Origin of the sequence: Amycolatopsis sp. NPDC101161 (assembly GCF_044768185.1) — a bacterium.
GTDB lineage: Bacteria > Actinomycetota > Actinomycetes > Mycobacteriales > Pseudonocardiaceae > Amycolatopsis.
This window is the reverse complement of record NZ_JBIWPI010000003.1, coordinates 268,252-284,362: the sequence shown is the minus strand read 5'-3', so window position 1 is coordinate 284,362 and position 16,111 is coordinate 268,252. Positions and strand designations below refer to the sequence as shown.

11 protein-coding genes are annotated in these 16,111 nt (G+C 66.5%); 7 read left to right on the top strand and 4 right to left on the bottom strand.

Annotated features, from left to right (window positions below; genetic code table 11):
- Positions 1–725 precede the first annotated feature (725 nt).
- The 7 genes from ACIRSS_RS23175 to ACIRSS_RS23145 all read left to right on the top strand — a co-directional run bounded on the left by ACIRSS_RS23175 (position 726) and on the right by ACIRSS_RS23145 (position 7,539).
- Positions 726–2,642: a protease pro-enzyme activation domain-containing protein gene (locus tag ACIRSS_RS23175; RefSeq protein WP_400898141.1), complete on the top strand. Its 1,917-nt coding sequence runs from the start codon at positions 726–728 to the stop codon at positions 2,640–2,642.
- 83 nt (positions 2,643–2,725) lie between these two features.
- Positions 2,726–3,595: a L,D-transpeptidase family protein gene (locus ACIRSS_RS23170; protein WP_400898139.1), complete on the top strand. Its 870-nt coding sequence runs from the start codon at positions 2,726–2,728 to the stop codon at positions 3,593–3,595.
- Between the two features lie 35 nt (positions 3,596–3,630).
- Entirely contained in the window at positions 3,631–4,383 is a 753-nt protein-coding gene (locus ACIRSS_RS23165; RefSeq protein ID WP_400898137.1) for a hypothetical protein, read from the top strand.
- Between the two features lie 150 nt (positions 4,384–4,533).
- Positions 4,534–5,643 carry a hypothetical protein gene (locus tag ACIRSS_RS23160; protein ID WP_400898135.1) on the top strand — a complete coding sequence of 370 codons (1,110 nt, stop codon included), beginning with the start codon at positions 4,534–4,536 and terminating at the stop codon, positions 5,641–5,643.
- Between the two features lie 25 nt (positions 5,644–5,668).
- Complete coding sequence (locus ACIRSS_RS23155) at positions 5,669–6,142, top strand: hypothetical protein (RefSeq protein WP_400898133.1); 474 nt, start codon at positions 5,669–5,671, stop codon at positions 6,140–6,142.
- Positions 6,143–6,250: 108 nt separating this feature from the next.
- Positions 6,251–6,439, top strand: a complete 189-nt coding sequence (locus ACIRSS_RS23150) for a hypothetical protein (RefSeq protein WP_400898131.1) — start codon at positions 6,251–6,253, stop codon at positions 6,437–6,439.
- A 2-nt stretch (positions 6,440–6,441) separates the two neighbouring features.
- Complete coding sequence (locus tag ACIRSS_RS23145; protein ID WP_400898129.1) at positions 6,442–7,539, top strand: 3-oxoacyl-[acyl-carrier-protein] synthase III C-terminal domain-containing protein; 1,098 nt, start codon at positions 6,442–6,444, stop codon at positions 7,537–7,539.
- A gap of 1,469 nt (positions 7,540–9,008) precedes the next feature.
- On the opposite strand, the gene ACIRSS_RS23140 is transcribed toward ACIRSS_RS23145, so the two are convergent.
- From ACIRSS_RS23140 to tcmP, 4 genes are all read right to left on the bottom strand, one after another.
- Positions 9,009–9,191, bottom strand: coding sequence for a hypothetical protein (locus ACIRSS_RS23140; RefSeq protein ID WP_400899760.1), 183 nt, complete (start codon positions 9,189–9,191; stop codon positions 9,009–9,011).
- A 326-nt stretch (positions 9,192–9,517) separates the two neighbouring features.
- Positions 9,518–10,726 carry a hypothetical protein gene (locus ACIRSS_RS23135; protein WP_400898127.1) on the bottom strand — a complete coding sequence of 403 codons (1,209 nt, stop codon included), beginning with the start codon at positions 10,724–10,726 and terminating at the stop codon, positions 9,518–9,520.
- Entirely contained in the window at positions 10,723–14,772 is a 4,050-nt protein-coding gene (locus ACIRSS_RS23130) for a tetratricopeptide repeat protein (RefSeq protein ID WP_400898125.1), read from the bottom strand. Before ACIRSS_RS23130 ends, ACIRSS_RS23135 begins: the two co-directional genes overlap by 4 nt.
- Positions 14,773–14,958: 186 nt before the next feature.
- Positions 14,959–16,089: a three-Cys-motif partner protein TcmP gene (gene tcmP / locus ACIRSS_RS23125; protein ID WP_400898123.1), complete on the bottom strand. Its 1,131-nt coding sequence runs from the start codon at positions 16,087–16,089 to the stop codon at positions 14,959–14,961.
- Between the last annotated feature and the right edge of the window lie 22 nt (positions 16,090–16,111).

Below are 16,111 nucleotides of genomic sequence, written 5' to 3'. Positions count from 1 at the left end.
CGCTCGTCGCGGGCATCGATCGATGCCTGCGACGACCCCTCACTGGCGCGCGCCGCGTCACCCGAGGTGTGCGGCGCTCCGCGTCATGTTTCGTACCACGGGTACCACCGCGGTCCTCAAGCATTAACCAATGCAACACTCGATCGGGTTAATCGTCAACAACCGGGTAGCGTCAATGCGACTACCCTCGGTAGCCGTACAGGCTTTCGGTCGATCGGCCGAAAATAGCCTTGCATGCGGCTTACGGAGAGCACTTAACGCAACACCTATCGCAACCTTGCGCAGTAACAGCTACTCGGCGCACTCAATGACGCTTTATCAATGGGCCACACATGTTGACTTTTGCCGAGACCTGGTTATTGTTCGTCTCAGCAAGGCGGATCGTGTTCCACGCCGGGGGAGGCGCGGTGCATGCGCGATCGGCCTACCCACGTTGGGACTTACTCGTGCTCAGACCACTGACAACACTATACGCCGGGACGGCTCGCGGACCGCCGTTGTCGCGTCCCGCCTTCGGCCATCTCCGCACTTCGTTCGCACCGGTCGCGCAGCGACCTCCACGATGACCAGGTCCTCTGTGGGCCAGTCCACACCAGCCGAAGTCTCCGCTCAGCCCCTCTTCGCGTATCCCTGGCTGCGGCACGAGGCACACCCTCCAGCACGTCCATCACTCGACGGGCATTCACGCTGGATGGCTTTTCCCTTTCTTTTAAGGAGAAACCTCGATGCACAGCCGTCTTTGGCATGCCCTCGCCGCGACCGCGGCCCTACTCGCCTCCACCGCGGCCACCGCCGTCGCGACACCCAGCACCCCCGCCGGCGACACCGGCGACCGCGCGCCCATCGCCGGCAGCACCCCGGCCTGGGCCACCCCGAACACCGAAGTCGCCCGCACCAACGGAAACACCGTGCGGCACATCCAGGTCGCCCTCGCGTTGCGCGACCAGCCCGGCGCCGAACACCTCGCCGCGCAGCTGGCCACACCCGGCACCGCCGGAAACGGGAAGTTCCTGTCCTCACAAGACTTCCTCGACCGATTCGCCCCGACTCAGGACACCGTCGAGCAGGTGTCGCAGTGGCTGGGCACCCAGGGCTTGCACGTGACCGGGGTCAGCGCCAACCGGCACTTCGTCGACGCCGAAGCCCCGACCTCAGCGCTGGAGTCGGCGTTCGGTACGAGGATCGCCGCATTCCGGACCCGGATCGACGGCGCCACCCGGACCCTCGCCGCCCCGACGTCGCCGGTCACCGTGCCGGCCTCGCTGCGCGCGTCGATCACCGCGGTGCTCGGTCTGGACGACAGCGCCGCTCTGCTCAAGCCCCAGCACACCCGCCCGAACGCTGCGGCGGAGCAGCACTGCGCGCGCTGGTGGGGCGAGCAGAACAACACCGACGTCCCGCAAAAGTACCCCGCCGGATCCCAGTCCAACTCCCTCTGCGGCTACACCGGCACCCAGGTCCGCGCGATGTACAAGCTGGGCAACGGAAACACCGGCGCGGGCACGACGATCGGTGTCGTCGGCGCCTACAACTCCGACACCGTCGTGGCCGACACCAACCAGGCCGCCGCCCAGCTCGGTGTGCCGCCGCTGGCGGACGGGCAGTACTCCGCAGTCCTGCCGCAGGGCGGATTCACCGACGCGTCCGAGTGCGGCTCCGACGGCTGGGCCGCCGAACAGACCCTCGATGTTCAGGCCTCGCACACCATCGCCCCGAGCGCGAAGATCCGTTACTACGCCGGGAAGACCTGCAAGGGCACCGGGATCTACGACGCGTTCAACCAGGCTGTGACCGACAACGCCGTGGATGTGATCAGCAACAGCTACGGCAACGCCGACGGCGAATCTTCGTTGCCGCAGGCGGCGCGGGACCAGTTCAACAGCATGGCGCTGCAGGCGGCGATCCAGGGCCAGACCATCACCGTGTCCAGCGGCGACGCCGGTAACAACTCCGGTGCCGTCGGCCACGCGACCGCCAGCTTCCCGTCCTCGAGCCCCTGGGTTGTGGCCGTCGGCGGCACCAGCGTCGGGCTGGACCAGAACAACCAGCCGAAGGTGCTGACTGGGTGGGAGAACAGCGGCAACACCCAGTCCGGCGACTCGTGGTCGCCGCAGCGGGACGCGGACGGTCCGTTCGCCTCCGGCGCCGGCGGCGGCGCCTCCGCCCCGTATGACGCTCCGGACTGGCAAGCCGGTGTCGTCTCCGGCGCGGGTGGGAAGCGGGCGGTGCCAGACATCGCCGCTTTGGCCGACTCCTACACCGGGATGCTGGTCGGGCAGACCATCAAGGGCCAGTTCGGGATCGGCTCCTACGGCGGCACCTCACTCGCCTCGCCGCTGATCGCCGGGCTCGTCGCCGACGCGCAGCAGGCGCGCTCGGGCAACTCCCGCGCCGGGCTGCTCACTCCGGTCCTCTACAGCCTGCGTGGGTCGGGCGCGATCGCTGACGTCGTGCCGCAGAAGGCCGGGGTGTGGACGCCGATGATGCACGCCTTCGGCGGCGTCGCCGTCCCCGGCGGGCAGGGCAGCTACCTGATCGACTTCGACGCTCGTCCGCAGAACCTGCAAAGCGGCCCCGGCTGGGACAACGTCACCGGACTCGGCACGCCCGCCGACGGATTCATCTCCGCGCTTTCCCAGTAACCACAACCGCTTTTCGCGGCAGGCCCGCTCCAGTGCGGGCGGGTCTGCTGCGGCCTCCATCGACCTCGAGGAAGGACTGATCCATGTCTGAGACGCCGCAGCCGGCACCGAACCGGTGGCGGGTGCTCGCGCTCTGGCTGGCCGGGATCGCGCTGGTCGGTACTGCGGGTGCGCTGCTCTCACCGTCGCGGCCGGCGCCCGACGCCGCTCGCGGCGCCGAGCCGGTCGAGCTGGGAGTCGAGCTGCACGCCCCGGTCGTGGCCGCTCGGGCGGTCCCGAATCTGGCGGGGCTGCCAGAGGCGAGCACCTTCAGCACCATTCCGACCGCTCCGCAGGACGCCACCGCCGAGGAGATACCGGACGGGCAGCTCGTGCACCCGACAGCGCCAGTGCCGGTCTTCAACCAGCCCGGGGGTCCGGCGATCGCGGTCCTGCCGATCACCCAGCTCGGGTCCGACACCTGGTTGCCGGTGATCGAAGAGGAGCCAGGCTGGGTGCAAGTGCTGCTGCCGTCGCGGCCCAACGGCTCCACTGGCTGGCTGTCCACTCAGGACAACACGCTCGACAGCCGATCGACCACCGACCGGATCGTCATCGACCGGGCCGCGTTCCGGCTCACCCTCTACCGCGACCACCAGCAGATCGGCACCTGGAGCGTCGGCGTCGGCACCGCAGCCTCGCCAACCCCGACCGGGCGGACGTTCGTACTGGCCTCGATGACCGACGCGAAACAGAAATTCAGCCCGGTGATCTTCCCGCTCGGGATCCACTCGACGACGTTCACCACCTACGGCGGCGGTCCGGGGACCACGGGAATCCACGGCTGGCCGACCACCGACGTGTTCGGCCGCCCGTCCAGCGACGGATGCATCCGCGTCCCCGCCGACGCACTCACCACCTTCACCAACCCCGCGGACCCGGTGCCCATCGGCACTCCGGTCCTCATCCGCTAACCCAATCACGCCAACAGTTTCTGGAGAAATCAGCCATGAACACCACTCGTACCGCCCTCGCCGCGGCCGGCGCCGGAGCGCTCCTCATCGGCACCCTCACCACGTTCGCGTCCAGCTGCACCCCCGCGACCGCGGCGCCGCCCGCCCTCGCCGCCGCAGCAGCGACGTCGACCGCGACCGGGATCTCGGTCTCCGGCGGCGAGCACCTCTCGGCCAGTCCCAGTGTGTCCAGCAGCGGCGCGATCAAGACCGCCGGCGGCTCGGTGTCCAGTCCCAGCGGCGCGGTCGTGGCCAGCGGCATCAGCCTGCAGGCCGGCGCCGGGTTCGCCGAAGCCCGCGTCGCGTCGGTGCGGGTCGGCGGGACCACGGTCGGGCCGTTCGTCGCAACCTGCCGCAACGGCTCGATCACCACCAGCGCCCCCAAGGGCGGCAGCGGCAACCTCAAAGTCAGTGGCGGCGGGCACGGTACCGCCGGCATCATCGCCGTCACCACCGCCACCGCACCCACCCGCACCAACGGATCCGGCGGACCGACCTCGAGCAAACCCACTGTAGGCACAGCGATCACCGTGACGGTGGCGACGGTCAGCTGCGGCGCCGGTAACCCGCCGCCGCCGACCGGCAACCCGCCCACCGGCACCCGCCCCGCCCCCACGCACAAACCCGGGGCACCGGGGACTGCGCGGCCGGGTGTGCCGGGTCAGCGGCACCAGCAGGGTGACAACCCGGGTGACCGGACCGCGCCCAAGCCGCAGCCCAAGCCCGGCCACGTCGCCGTCACCGGCTAACCCTCAGACCGCGCGGGCCCGCGCCCCCACCTCAACCCCTCCAGCGCGGGCCCGCGCACCCCTCTTCGCTCCCACATCCCCGCCGGGCGCCCCTCCCCACGCCCGCACCCCCACACAACCCAGCCAACCCGCCCAACCGGGGAGATCCTCATGTCCACACTCGTTTTCAGCCACGCCAGCACCGACTACCCCGACACCACCGCGACCCCCGACGAGGACCGGGCTGTCCACTTCGTCGGCTCGCTGCCCGCTGTCCTGACCGGCGACCACCGCGCGACGATGCAGTGGTTCCTCGACCACAGCACCGACACGACGTTGACCGGACTGCCGTGCGATCCGGACCCGCGGTGGATCATCGACTGGCTCGACGGCCTCGCCGCCGTCGACGCTCTCGAACCCGTCCGCACCGGCGCCTCCGCCGACTACGACGACATGCCGACCTACCGCCTCAAGCGTGACCGCTGGCTGGAGTCCGAGGACCTGTCCCTCGGCCGCGCCGCCCACACCGACGCCGTCATGGCCGCCCGCGCCCAGCTGCGCGACGACCGAGATTTCCCACCGCACCAGGTGTCGATCCCGAACCCCTACGACCTGGCGCTGTTCACCTTCGGCAGCCCCGCTGCCGCGGTCACTCATCTGCCGGTGTTCCGCCAGGCCGTGCTCGACGACGTCCACACCATCCACCGCCAGCACGGCAACCAGGTCGTCTTCCAGCTCGAAACCCCCGCCGTGCTCGCGACGCTGGACCGCACCCCGCGGCCGCTGTGGCCGGCGGCGGTGCGGGCGCTGGCCAAGCAGGTCGCCCGCGTCCTCAGTGACGGCCCCCGCGACGCGATCTGGCGGATCCACCTCTGCCACGGCGACCTCGGCCACCAGCCGCTGTTCGCGCTGACGGATCTCGTGCCCGCGGTGCAGTTCCTCAACGCGCTGCACAAGCAGCTGCACCGGCTGCGGATCCCGATGCCGGCCGCGCACATCCCGATGTGCACCGGCACCCAGGCCCCGTCGACAGATCCGCGGTTCTACCGGGCGCTGCGGCACCTACGCCGCGACATCGACGTCATCGCCGGCCTCGTCGATGAAACCCACCCCAATGCCTCCCGCGCTGCGCTCGGGCTGGTCGAGACCGAGCTGGATCGGTCCGTCCTGGCGGTCGCCGCTGCGTGCGGGCACGGCCGCCGCCTTGTGCCCCAGGCCGTCGCCAACGCCGCGCTGGCCCGCGAACTCGCTCGCCACACCACCGACACCCCGGCCCGCTGAACCCACCTGGAGAGGAACTGCCGAGATGGACACCACGACCACGCCGATACCGTCCGCGGCCGGCCAGCTTGCCGACGAAGGCGAGACGCTCACCCCGATCCTGCGGACCGGGATCGTTCCGACCCGCGCGTTGTCGGGCGGCCGGATGCACCTGCCCGGCGCCACCACACTCGCGCCGCAACGTCATGACACCACCGAGACCGCGATCGCGATCATCAGCGGCCACGTCGCCGTTCTCTCCGGCAACGCCATGCAGCCCTTTCACCCCCGTGCCGGAGACATGATCTACATCCCGGCGACCCTGCCCTACGCGGTGGTCAACCTCAGCAACAACGCCTCCGTGCTGGCCCAGGTCTTCCGCACCGACCCCGGCTTCGACACAGACGTCCACCGCATGCCCGAACTCGACCGCGTCGTCCGCGACCAGATCCCCGACCTGCGCCGCGCCCACCACAAAGCCCTGCTCACACGGCGCAGCGGCCGCGCCCGCCGCACCTGACCCGTTCTCACCCGTCGTCCAGCACCCACGCCACCCCGCCGACCAGACCCGATTGGCGCCTCCCCGCTCCTGGCGTGCCACACCCACCGCCTCGATCAGGAAGACGTCATGCGCACCTGGATCACCGACACCGTCCGCGACCTACTCGACCACCCGCCACCCGGCGGACCGGCCACCCTCGACGAGATCGCCGCTTGCGCGGGCATCACGACCCATCACCTGCGGGCCTACTACGGCTCTGTCGAGGCCATCGTCGCCGACCTCCCTGCACGCACGAGCCAGATGGGGCGGTGCTAACGATGCGCTGGACGAACCTCCATCTGCGCGGCGTCGGCGCCGCGCTCGGCGAGCTCGTGGCCGTCGACGACCTCGAGTCCAGCCGGCCGCTACGTGGCGTCATCGGCCAGCGCGCCGTGTCGATCGCCTCAGGCAGCACCGGCATGGACCTGGCCGTCCGCGCCGGCCGCAACGCCCTCGCCAGCATGGCCATCGCCACCACCGGCCCCTTGCCCGTCCCCGACCTGCACTTCCACGCCGCGATCTGGCGCGGCAGCCGCGGCATCGACTTCTGGTCCCGCCCCGCCTACGTCCGCTCCCGCCTCGGGCTACCCGCAGGGCGGGGTATCGCCACCGAACTCAACGCCATGAGCAACAGCCTCGTCGGCGGCATCGACATCTCCGCCCGCGTCCTCGCCGGCAGCCCCGACCTCGACACGGTCCTGCTCACCGGCGGCGAAACCTTCGGCCCACCCGCCTTCGACCACCTCACCGCCGACCACGGCATCGCCTACGGCGACGGCGGCTCCGCCCTCATCCTCGGCCGCCAACCCGGCCTCGCCACCATCCTCGCCACCAGCTCCTACACCGACCCCACCCTCGAACAGCTCCACCGCGGCAACCACCGCTTCGCCCCCGCCGGCACCACCGAACTCGGCATCGAACGCATCCGCGAACGCAAACGCCAATACACCGATCTCGTCGGCACCGCCTCAATCACGCGCCGAAACCACGAGGGCGTCCGCGCCGTCATCGACGAAGTCTTCCGCGACGCCGACCTGCACCTCGACCAGATCCGCTGGGTGCTGCTACCGCACTACGGACAACACCTGCTCGACACCAACTGCCTGCAACCGCTCGGCATCACCGCCGACCGCACCCTCTGCCACGCCGGCGACCAATGGGGCCACATAGGACCTAACGACCAGATCGTCGGCCTTGCCCACCTGCTCACGCGCCGCGCGGTTGTCCCTGGCGACCACGTCGCCTTGCTCGGCATTGGCATCGGCATGACCTGGACCGTCGCGATCCTCCGCATCGACACAGTGCCGCCCGGGCTGGCTGTCCTTGCCCCACCCTTGCGCTGGCCCTGGCGAACCCCGGCCGACACCCAGCGCTGACCAGCGCTTGACCCGCCGCACCGAGCTCCCGAGGACTTCCCATGCCAGACGACTACCTGCCCTCGCGCCTCGACCAGGCACTCTTCCGGGCGCCGTTCATTGTCATCGACGCCGACAACCACGCACACACGATCACCCACCACCTCGACGACGCCGCCAGCATCCTCAACGCCGACAGCGAAGCCAAAGCCATCGTCGGCACGCTTCGCCAGCCCCTCCTTGCCATCGACATCGACCCAGAAGACACTGGCACCAGTCCCGACGCCGGCGAAGTCGTTGCAGAACAGCTGCTGCTGTGGGCCGACTGCTACGGACTTCCCTGGCTCCGGCGTACCTCCGGCCGCGCGGGGCACACCCACCTCGTCATAAAGGTGCCGCCGAGCCTCTACGAGGAACTGCAGCGCATCGTCCGCGCTGTCGCCACCCGGCAGAACGTCTCCGCCACCGTCCGCTCGACCCTCCGGCTCACCTCCTCACCCCACCGACACGCGCTGCCCAGCCCGATACTGAGCTGCACGTTGACAACAAGCGACGTACCGCACCCCGTCAGGTCCAGGGCCCCGCAGACCTCACCACCAGCGCACCGACGCAGCGCCTCAGGCGTCAGCAGGTCCGAACGCGAGTACGGCCACGCCCTCGCACTCGCCCGCGCCGGCCACGCCACGGCACACGCCTGGGCCTTCGCCAACCTCGCCGGCACCAAGGCCCGTGAGATCGGGCGCCAAGCTTGGCAGCGCTGGTTTTGGGCACCTGCCACCACGATCGCCGCCGCCGAAAGCGGCTTCACCGAGCGGCAGGCATGGAACCTTTTCCACCAGGCATCCCCGACACAAGCCGCACACCTCGGGAGAGACGCCTGGCGCCGAGGCCGCTGGATACCCGCACTCCGCGAAGCGGCCGAAAGCAGACCGCGACGACGACGCCTGGGACCACCTCAAGCCGGCAACCACCCGAGCGAACCGTCACCTCGTCGGCTTCAGCGCGTCCGTGCCGTGCTTCAGGCCGCCGTGGATAGGCAGTTGTCGCGCGGACTTAGCGTTGTAGTGCACACCGGGACGATCGCGGGCGTACGGATCAGTAGCTTGCGCGCAGCTCTCGACGCCTTCGCGCACGCCGTTCTCTCCACAGGCGGCTCCATCTCGATTCGTTGCTGGGCCGAGCGCGCCGGTCTCGACCCGAAGACCGTCCGCCGAGCACGAGACGCAGCACTCGAATTGGGCATCCTTAAACGGGTGCACCACTACACCGGAGGAGAAACCGACTGTGACGCCTTCGTCGCGACCGAAGGCGCAACTGTCGCTCCTGACGGGGAATTAACTTCCCCCACTCTGTACACCCCCTTCCGGGGGCAAGCGGACCCCCTCAGGCTGCGGTCACAGCATCAGCGCGATAGGCGTCAATTCGCGCTCAACCACAACCTGAGGGCTAAAGCCGCTAACGTCGCATGCCAGCGACCCATCAAAGATGCTTCACCTACTACCGCCGCCGCGGCTGCCCGTCTTCGGCAGCGTGAACTCGCTGGAGTCGACCGCTCGCATCTGCGCGACAGCAACTTCCTCCATCGCGTCGATCGCTTTTGCAGGGATCGAGATACGTCCTCGGGTTCGAATCGCCGAAAAAACCCCTTCGTTCACGGCGCGGTAGATTGTCATGACGGAAACGCCGAGCAACTTTGCCGCTTGGCCAACCGAAAGGAAACGTCGCACCCCGACGTCGGGATCGGGCATAACAGACCTCCGATACCAGCTACCGGGGAGGCTGGTGTCGACGCCCACACAGTCACGCGCATTGACACCATTAACGTCAGGATCTACCAAAATCTTCATGTCGTCAACCTGACGCCACGCGCCAACTTAGACTCAGCGCATGGCGGGACCGCAACCTCGGCAGCCACGGATGACTTGGTCTTCGACAGGCACCGACGACGACCACACGACCCGGGAACAACAACCTATGTCGGATATTTAACCGGCATACGTCACGCCAACAGGTGTCGAATCCGAATATAGCTTCGCATTCGAGGATCAGTGAACTCGTACGTATTCGTGTCTACCTGACGAAAAATTGCCGACTCGCCTACAGCCCAGCCGGGCATCGGCGACACCCAGCCCCCCTTGGCGAGGTCGGCAAGCGTGAACGGTGCCGCCGGAAGACCGGCAACTAGTTCGAGTAACGTCGGTTCGCGGGCGTGCTCGTAGGTATGCACTAAAGTTCGGTCGACACCTCGAACGGCGTCGACACTTGCAAGACGCAAGTCCTGCGCGACAACATGGGTACGCCCCTCGCGAATAACCCCCTCGGCGCAATTCAGCCCCAACAATTGTGCAAGTTGAGGATATCCATCACAAAGATCTGCGACAGCCGCGGGAATGCTCTCGTCAATCGTTATACCCAGCATTTCGAATCCGGATTGAATCAGATCGCATATATCTTGACTCGAAATGCGCGTGAGGCAAACATCAGCCAAGGCCGCACCGCCGCCGGGGCCTATAAGGTCAATTGCCGAGCTCGCGACGCCGGCAAATAACACCTTTACCCCTGAACCACTCTCCCCTAGATGCTTGACGAAAACAGCCAGCTTGTGCCGCTCAGCTTCAGGGACGGCATGCGTGTCGTCTATCGCTAGAATGAAGCTTTGCCCAACCAGATAGCGTGCAGCTTCAGCAGGACCCATCCGAGCATCTGGACGGTAGGTCGCATACGTCTCATATTGCCTCTCAGTGCCAATGCCAATGTGCGGGATATTGGCATCTACTTTCGTTTTTCTGGTTTCTTTTACAACCGACTCAACTCGCAGGACGTCGATTCCCGCTTTTGCGAGTGACTCAGCAACGATGGTCTCGAATGTGTCAGACGAATCGCATCGAACGACCGTATTCGACATGTTTTTCGCAGCTGCCATCGTGGCGACAACAGAGTTCATAAGCGAGGTTTTGCCGATACCAGCCGACCCTCGAAGCACGACATGAAGCCCAGGGGTATTGAGGGCACCTACGACCTGCATTGTTTCTTCGTAGCGACCATACTGCCGCTCATGCGCAGCCAATGGCCGATGCGGCGTGAAGATCTCACGCGCCCGACTTTCCAGAATCCGAGCCTCCGCCGTGAGGCCGTGAAGCAGGCCGGGCACGAGCCGGTCCGGTCGGCGCACTCGCAGCCTGGCGCGCCGCGGAAGATTGGCGCTCACGCTTTCTCCTCCGGACCGTGCTCGGCTCCCACATGGCGATTCCTGGCAGGCATCCGCCAGCGCTGCGTAACTTTGTTCGATGGGATCTCGGCCGAAGATGCGGACACGGCAGCCACGCACAGAAGAGTGTCGGGGTGGTCGTCGCCGAGCGTGCGACGGTACCGACGAAGGGTGTCAGCGTGAAGCTCGGCGGCACGCCGATTCTCACCAAGTGCCACGTAGTCAACGATCAAATTTACTGCACACGCGAGGGTATCAGGATGATCTCTACCCAAGACCAGACGATAACGCTCAAGCGTGCGCTCATTGAGACTCCTCGCCTTTTCAACTTCGCCGCACCCTGCATGGTCACAAGCCAACGACGTTGTGGCCTGCAAGGAACGGGGATGAAACGGCCCAAATAACTCATTGCAACGAGAAAGCAGTTGCTCATCAACTAATTTCGCACGCTCGAAATCATTATTGTCACGAAGAGAAGAAGCTAAGCCAAGAAATGAAGCTAACGTGACAGGATGATCGATTCCGAGCCGCGCTATCGCCCGCTCACTAACATCGTTCGCCAATACTAAAGCACGCTGATTCTCTCCTTTATCCTGGAGCGCAAACAGTAGCGAAACCGAGCGGGACAATGTCTCAGGATGATTCCTGCCTAGAGTTGCCGAAAGATGCGCTACGTCTTGCTCATAGACACTTACAGCCTGTTCGTAGTCACCCAATTCAGCCAGCGCGGCCGCGACTCCCGCCGAATTCGATTCGTCCCGCAGACGCGCAAGTATGACTTGCTCCCGCACGGCGATTGACCGACGTTCTTCTGCGTCCAGCAACTCCTGAGTACTCCGTAGCTCCGCCAAGCGCTGGGCAGCATCGGTGTCACCTGCATCAGCAAGAGACCGGTACCGTGCGATGGCGTCGTCGACGCGTCCATGCTCGGCCAGCAACTCGGCCAACCGGAAGGCAGAGTAGTTGTCGCCACCGTCGGCACGAGCGGTAAGCTCATCGAATCCTTGCAGCCCCGCTAACACGTCTGCCAGCCGAAAGGCTGCGTGGATGTCACCCTTTTCCGCAAGCAGGCGGTAGAGGATTGCAGCTTCGCGGTTTCGGTTACGACTCTTTGCGTAGTCGGCGATTCGCCTGGTGTCGTCGGGGTGATGTTCGCGAATGAGGGCACGCCACGCCTCGTCGGGAAGACTCACCATGCGCCGAGTACCAAGCGCATGTTGATGAAGGAAGTCGGCTACGACATAGCTGGCGCTCTGTTCAGAACTGGAAGCAACGGGCCTTAGGGCGGCAGTAGCTCCGTGCACCAGGGTTGTCGCGTATGTCAGAGCTTGGTCGAGCCAATCAGGCGGAGCATCGGATCGTTGCTTAGGCGTGAGATATCCGCGGGCGGCATCTGCAAGGTAGGCGCGGGTGACGGGGGCATTGGCGCCAGCTCGGCGCGCGTCAAGTGCAGCGGTAATGACAGCTTGACCATAGCTCTGCCGCGGCGGCGCGTCCTCCCACCAGCGCACCAACTCCGGACCGGCGGCTACAAACTGCGTAAACCTCGCATCTGACGCGTCGAGGGCAGCTCGAATACGACGGTCGGAGGCGGCGGCTCGGGCTCGCTGTTGTTCGGCCGCACTGAAGGTATCCGGCACGTGAACGATATCAGCGACGCTGAGGAGCGAGCGGTCCTCAGCATACATATCATGTTTCCCCTGGACCGGAGGCGTAACACGCTTAAAGTACTCTTCTGGCCATATCGTCCCGACGACAGGAACACCGATTTCGATCAGGCGACGAACTACGGCGGCTGAAACTCCACCGGGACGATCAAGATACCTCTGCAGTTCGTCGAGCCACACCACTGTCCGTCGAGCTGGCTCAGCAACAAACTGCTGCAGGGTCTCGGGGTCGCGCGGGTGGATCAACCACCAATCGGGCAATACTGCTCGAACAGCCTCGAACAGCGTGCGGGTTTTGCCAACCGTTGAACCGCCAACTAGTAGAACGAACCCGCCGTTCCGCTGCGCAACATTAAGCCTTGCCCGCAGTTCCACGTCCAAGTCCCGAAGCACATACGGCGGCAATCCATCTTCAACTCGCTCGACGTCTTCCTGCTCCTCCCGTTGAACAGGGTCGAGCCGAATCGCACGGTGTACCCCCAGCATCTGGGGCTGGGCGTGCTGAACGAGGACCGCGGTGGGTGGGACGTGCGCAACTGGTCCGAAATCTGCGGTCCTCGAGTCGCCAGGAGAGCCGACCTCAAGAGTTTGCTCCTGCCGGCTGCCCCTGCGAGCACGAGCGAGGACGAGTAACACTTCAGAGCGCGCCACGTCGTCGGCCGTCTGCAGAGACTGCTCGAGGTGAATCACCGCGCGGCTCAAGAAATCGGCCGGTCCGATCGCTCTGTCGTGAGCTGTCAGGTACGCCAGGCCCAACAGCCCCCGCACCGTCGTCTGGTGATAGAGCATCGTCACCCGGCTCAGCCGCGCTTCGAGCCGCTCGATCGCGGCGAGGATCTCCTCTGGCTCTCCGTCGAGCGCACGGGCGAACGCCATCGTGCTGTCGGCCATGAACTCGAGCATGTCGCCCGATGGCCCCGGTACAGGCCCACCAATCAGTCGTGCGCGCAAAGCGCCCACGGACTCCCGAACGCTCCCTGCATCGGTCAGCGCCAAGCGCAGTCCGACGAGCCCCGACAGGAGCTCGGCGCTCGGCCGCACCACGTGCGCCGCGGGCAGTCTGGCCACCGCCTCGTCGAGCCGGTCGACCGCGACGGAGAGTCCGGCATCGTCCCCGACTCGCAGCGCCCGGCTGACCTCGGTCGATGCAGCCAACGCGGCAACCACCACGGAGCCGTCAACGGGGCTGTCCCCAGCCGGCTCCGCCGCCTTGGTGAGCAGTGCCGCAGCGGAGTCGGTGTCCTCGAGGAGGCCGAGGGCGAGGTGCCGGTCGGCCAGGACGCCACCGACCAGGCCGACCGCGACGGCGTGCAGCTCGTGGTCGGCGGGCAGGACCCGGACGGCCTCCAGCAGGCCGGTGACGCCGGCTGCGGTCTGTCCGGCGTCGCCCTGGGCACCGCGCAGGATCGCCAACATGGACCGCAGCACGAGCTCCGCTCCATAGCGGTCTGGACCGGCTTCCGCGGTTCCGGCCAGCACCCGGTCGACGACGTGCTCTGCCTCGGCGATCCGTTCCGGAGTTGGCTCCGCGCCGACCGAAGCCAGGAGGGCACCGGCGAGCTGACGCCGGATACTGTCCGACAGCGGGTGCTCGTCGGGCACGGACGCCTGCTTCAGCAGCTCTTCCGCCTGCCGCAGGTCGTCGAAGCCGCCTTGCCCGGCCTTGCCGACCAGGTGCGTGGCGAGGTCGGCTCGCAGCATCGGCGTGAGCATGTGGTCTTCCGGCAGCCCGTCCAGCAACTCCCGCATCTGACGCGCCCGCACCGCCGGCTCCGGGGCCGGCGCGATCACCGGCATCATCGTGCGGAGCAACTCGATTCCGGGGTTGCCGCTCTGCGGAGTGCTGCCCAGCACCGCGTCGAGCTTGGCCACGGTCGCCTCGGAGGGCGGCGCGGTGCCGGATGCCATGAGGTCGGCCAGCGGCGACATGAGCTCGAACAGTGCACGGATCTCCGGCGGGAGGGAGTCGACGCCGGTGACGGCCGAGAGCCTGTCCCGAATCTCGGCGATCCCCGCCGCCAGCTGGTCTGGGCTAGCCGGCGCCAGCCACTCCGTCGTGTTCAGGACGGACGCGAGATCCGGGACCGGGTGGCCACGCAAGGCGGTGGCCGACGTCTTGCCCACCATGGTCAGGGTCAACGCCAGCTGGGACATCCGGTCCCGTTGCTCGGTGGTGCTCGCGGGATCGGCCTGCACCAGATCGGCCAGCTCGGTGGCCCGGACCCGGTCAGTGTCGGGCCCGCCGTGCTGCACGTAGCGGACCGCCAGCGCCGCGGCCAACTCGGCGCGGGTCGCGCGCTGCTCGTCGCCGCCGTCGGCGAGCGCGGCAAGCCGCTCGGACAGCTCGGCGATCCGGCGCTCGACTTCGTCCGCGGTCATGATTGCCTCTCGACAGCGAGTGAACAGAAACGAGAACGTTAATATAAGCTATTGCAAGATCAATTCCACCTCGACGCTCCGAACCAAGGTTAACGCTGACATAGCGCTTCGACGGCACGGTCGGCAGGCGCTCCGCGAGTACCTTGATCAACCGCTGCACACCGAGCCTCACATCGATCTTGCCGGCTAGGGCCGAGCGGCCGGGAAGACAACGATCGTTCCGTCCGGGGAAAAACCCTTCCTAACTTGATTTGGGCTTGTGATCAGACCGTCGTTCTGCATCGGCCTCAGCGTGGCGCGCTTGACATGACTGCTGGCGTAGGGGGTTGCAGCCATGACGTTGTCGACGATGGATTCGATGGTTACGGCTTGACCTGCAAACTGGGCCAGTAGGTGCTTGCGGAGCGGGGTCGTGTCGACGATTTGCGAGAACAGAACGTCCTGGTTCGCGAGTCGATCCCGAAAGCTGAAGTCGCCCGAGGGGGCAACTTTCCACATCGCGCCCTTCATACGATCGAGTCCAATGAGTTCGCGAGTGCAATAGAACAAGTCATACAGTCGCTTGCCGCGCCTGTCGTACATCGCGAAGCTTTGATTGTAAGGGAACTTGCACATCGCGTGAAGTTGGCGCTTGTACAGGTCGTGCACGTACTGGCTTCGTTGTACGCCTTGCAGCAGCGAAGCGCCCTTGTACTCGTCGGTGCCGAACAGGTCCGTCAGGGCCTGGTCGATGTTGCCTGCGCCGCAGAAGCGGGTGACTGCCTCGTGAGCGAAGTAGACGAGCAGTTCGCCCTTCGGGTAGTTGGTCAGGCGAGCGAGGGTCGACATCGGGGTCGCTTTGACGCCGACGGGGTCGACGAAGGCGAACGTCGGCGCTAGCCGAGCGTTGCGTCCGTCCAGGTCGTCGAGCATCTCGCCGGTGACTTCGATGAAGGTCTTGTTCTCAATGCCGATCTTGACATTCGCCGGCCACGGAGTGTGCTTTGCCTTCATCTCGGCGACGAGGCGCGCCAGGTTGGCGCCGCAGGCCGGGTCTTTCTCGTTGAACAGGAACAGGAACTCCGTTCCACTCATGTTCGGACGGTAGTCATGACCGAGCAGGGTGTCGAGCGCAATGATCGGCGACCCCGGGTACCGGGGGTTACCGTTGCCGTATTCGCCTGGGCCGGCGAAGGCGTCGTAGTAGATGACGCGCCGGTTGTACTTGGCGATGATGGGGAACCAGGCGCCGAGGTAGGCGCGAAGCAGACTGTGCTTCGCGGCCGTATGCGGCGGACGGTCCCACAGCTGGAGTTCGGCGGACCTGGACGTCGGCATAGATCAAGAGTCGCCGACACCG

What these genes read in the sequence shown, in the direction of transcription:
- ACIRSS_RS23175 (WP_400898141.1), top strand. Translation starts at nt 726, where the DNA reads ATGCACAGCCGTCTTTGGCATGCCCTCGCCGCGACCGCGGCCCTACTC.
- ACIRSS_RS23170 (WP_400898139.1), top strand. Translation starts at nt 2,726, where the DNA reads ATGTCTGAGACGCCGCAGCCGGCACCGAACCGGTGGCGGGTGCTCGCG.
- ACIRSS_RS23165 (WP_400898137.1), top strand. Translation starts at nt 3,631, where the DNA reads ATGAACACCACTCGTACCGCCCTCGCCGCGGCCGGCGCCGGAGCGCTC.
- ACIRSS_RS23160 (WP_400898135.1), top strand. Translation starts at nt 4,534, where the DNA reads ATGTCCACACTCGTTTTCAGCCACGCCAGCACCGACTACCCCGACACC.
- ACIRSS_RS23155 (WP_400898133.1), top strand. Translation starts at nt 5,669, where the DNA reads ATGGACACCACGACCACGCCGATACCGTCCGCGGCCGGCCAGCTTGCC.
- ACIRSS_RS23150 (WP_400898131.1), top strand. Translation starts at nt 6,251, where the DNA reads ATGCGCACCTGGATCACCGACACCGTCCGCGACCTACTCGACCACCCG.
- ACIRSS_RS23145 (WP_400898129.1), top strand. Translation starts at nt 6,442, where the DNA reads ATGCGCTGGACGAACCTCCATCTGCGCGGCGTCGGCGCCGCGCTCGGC.
- ACIRSS_RS23140 (WP_400899760.1), bottom strand. Translation starts at nt 9,191, where the DNA reads ATGACAATCTACCGCGCCGTGAACGAAGGGGTTTTTTCGGCGATTCGA.
- ACIRSS_RS23130 (WP_400898125.1), bottom strand. Translation starts at nt 14,772, where the DNA reads ATGACCGCGGACGAAGTCGAGCGCCGGATCGCCGAGCTGTCCGAGCGG.
- tcmP (WP_400898123.1), bottom strand. Translation starts at nt 16,089, where the DNA reads ATGCCGACGTCCAGGTCCGCCGAACTCCAGCTGTGGGACCGTCCGCCG.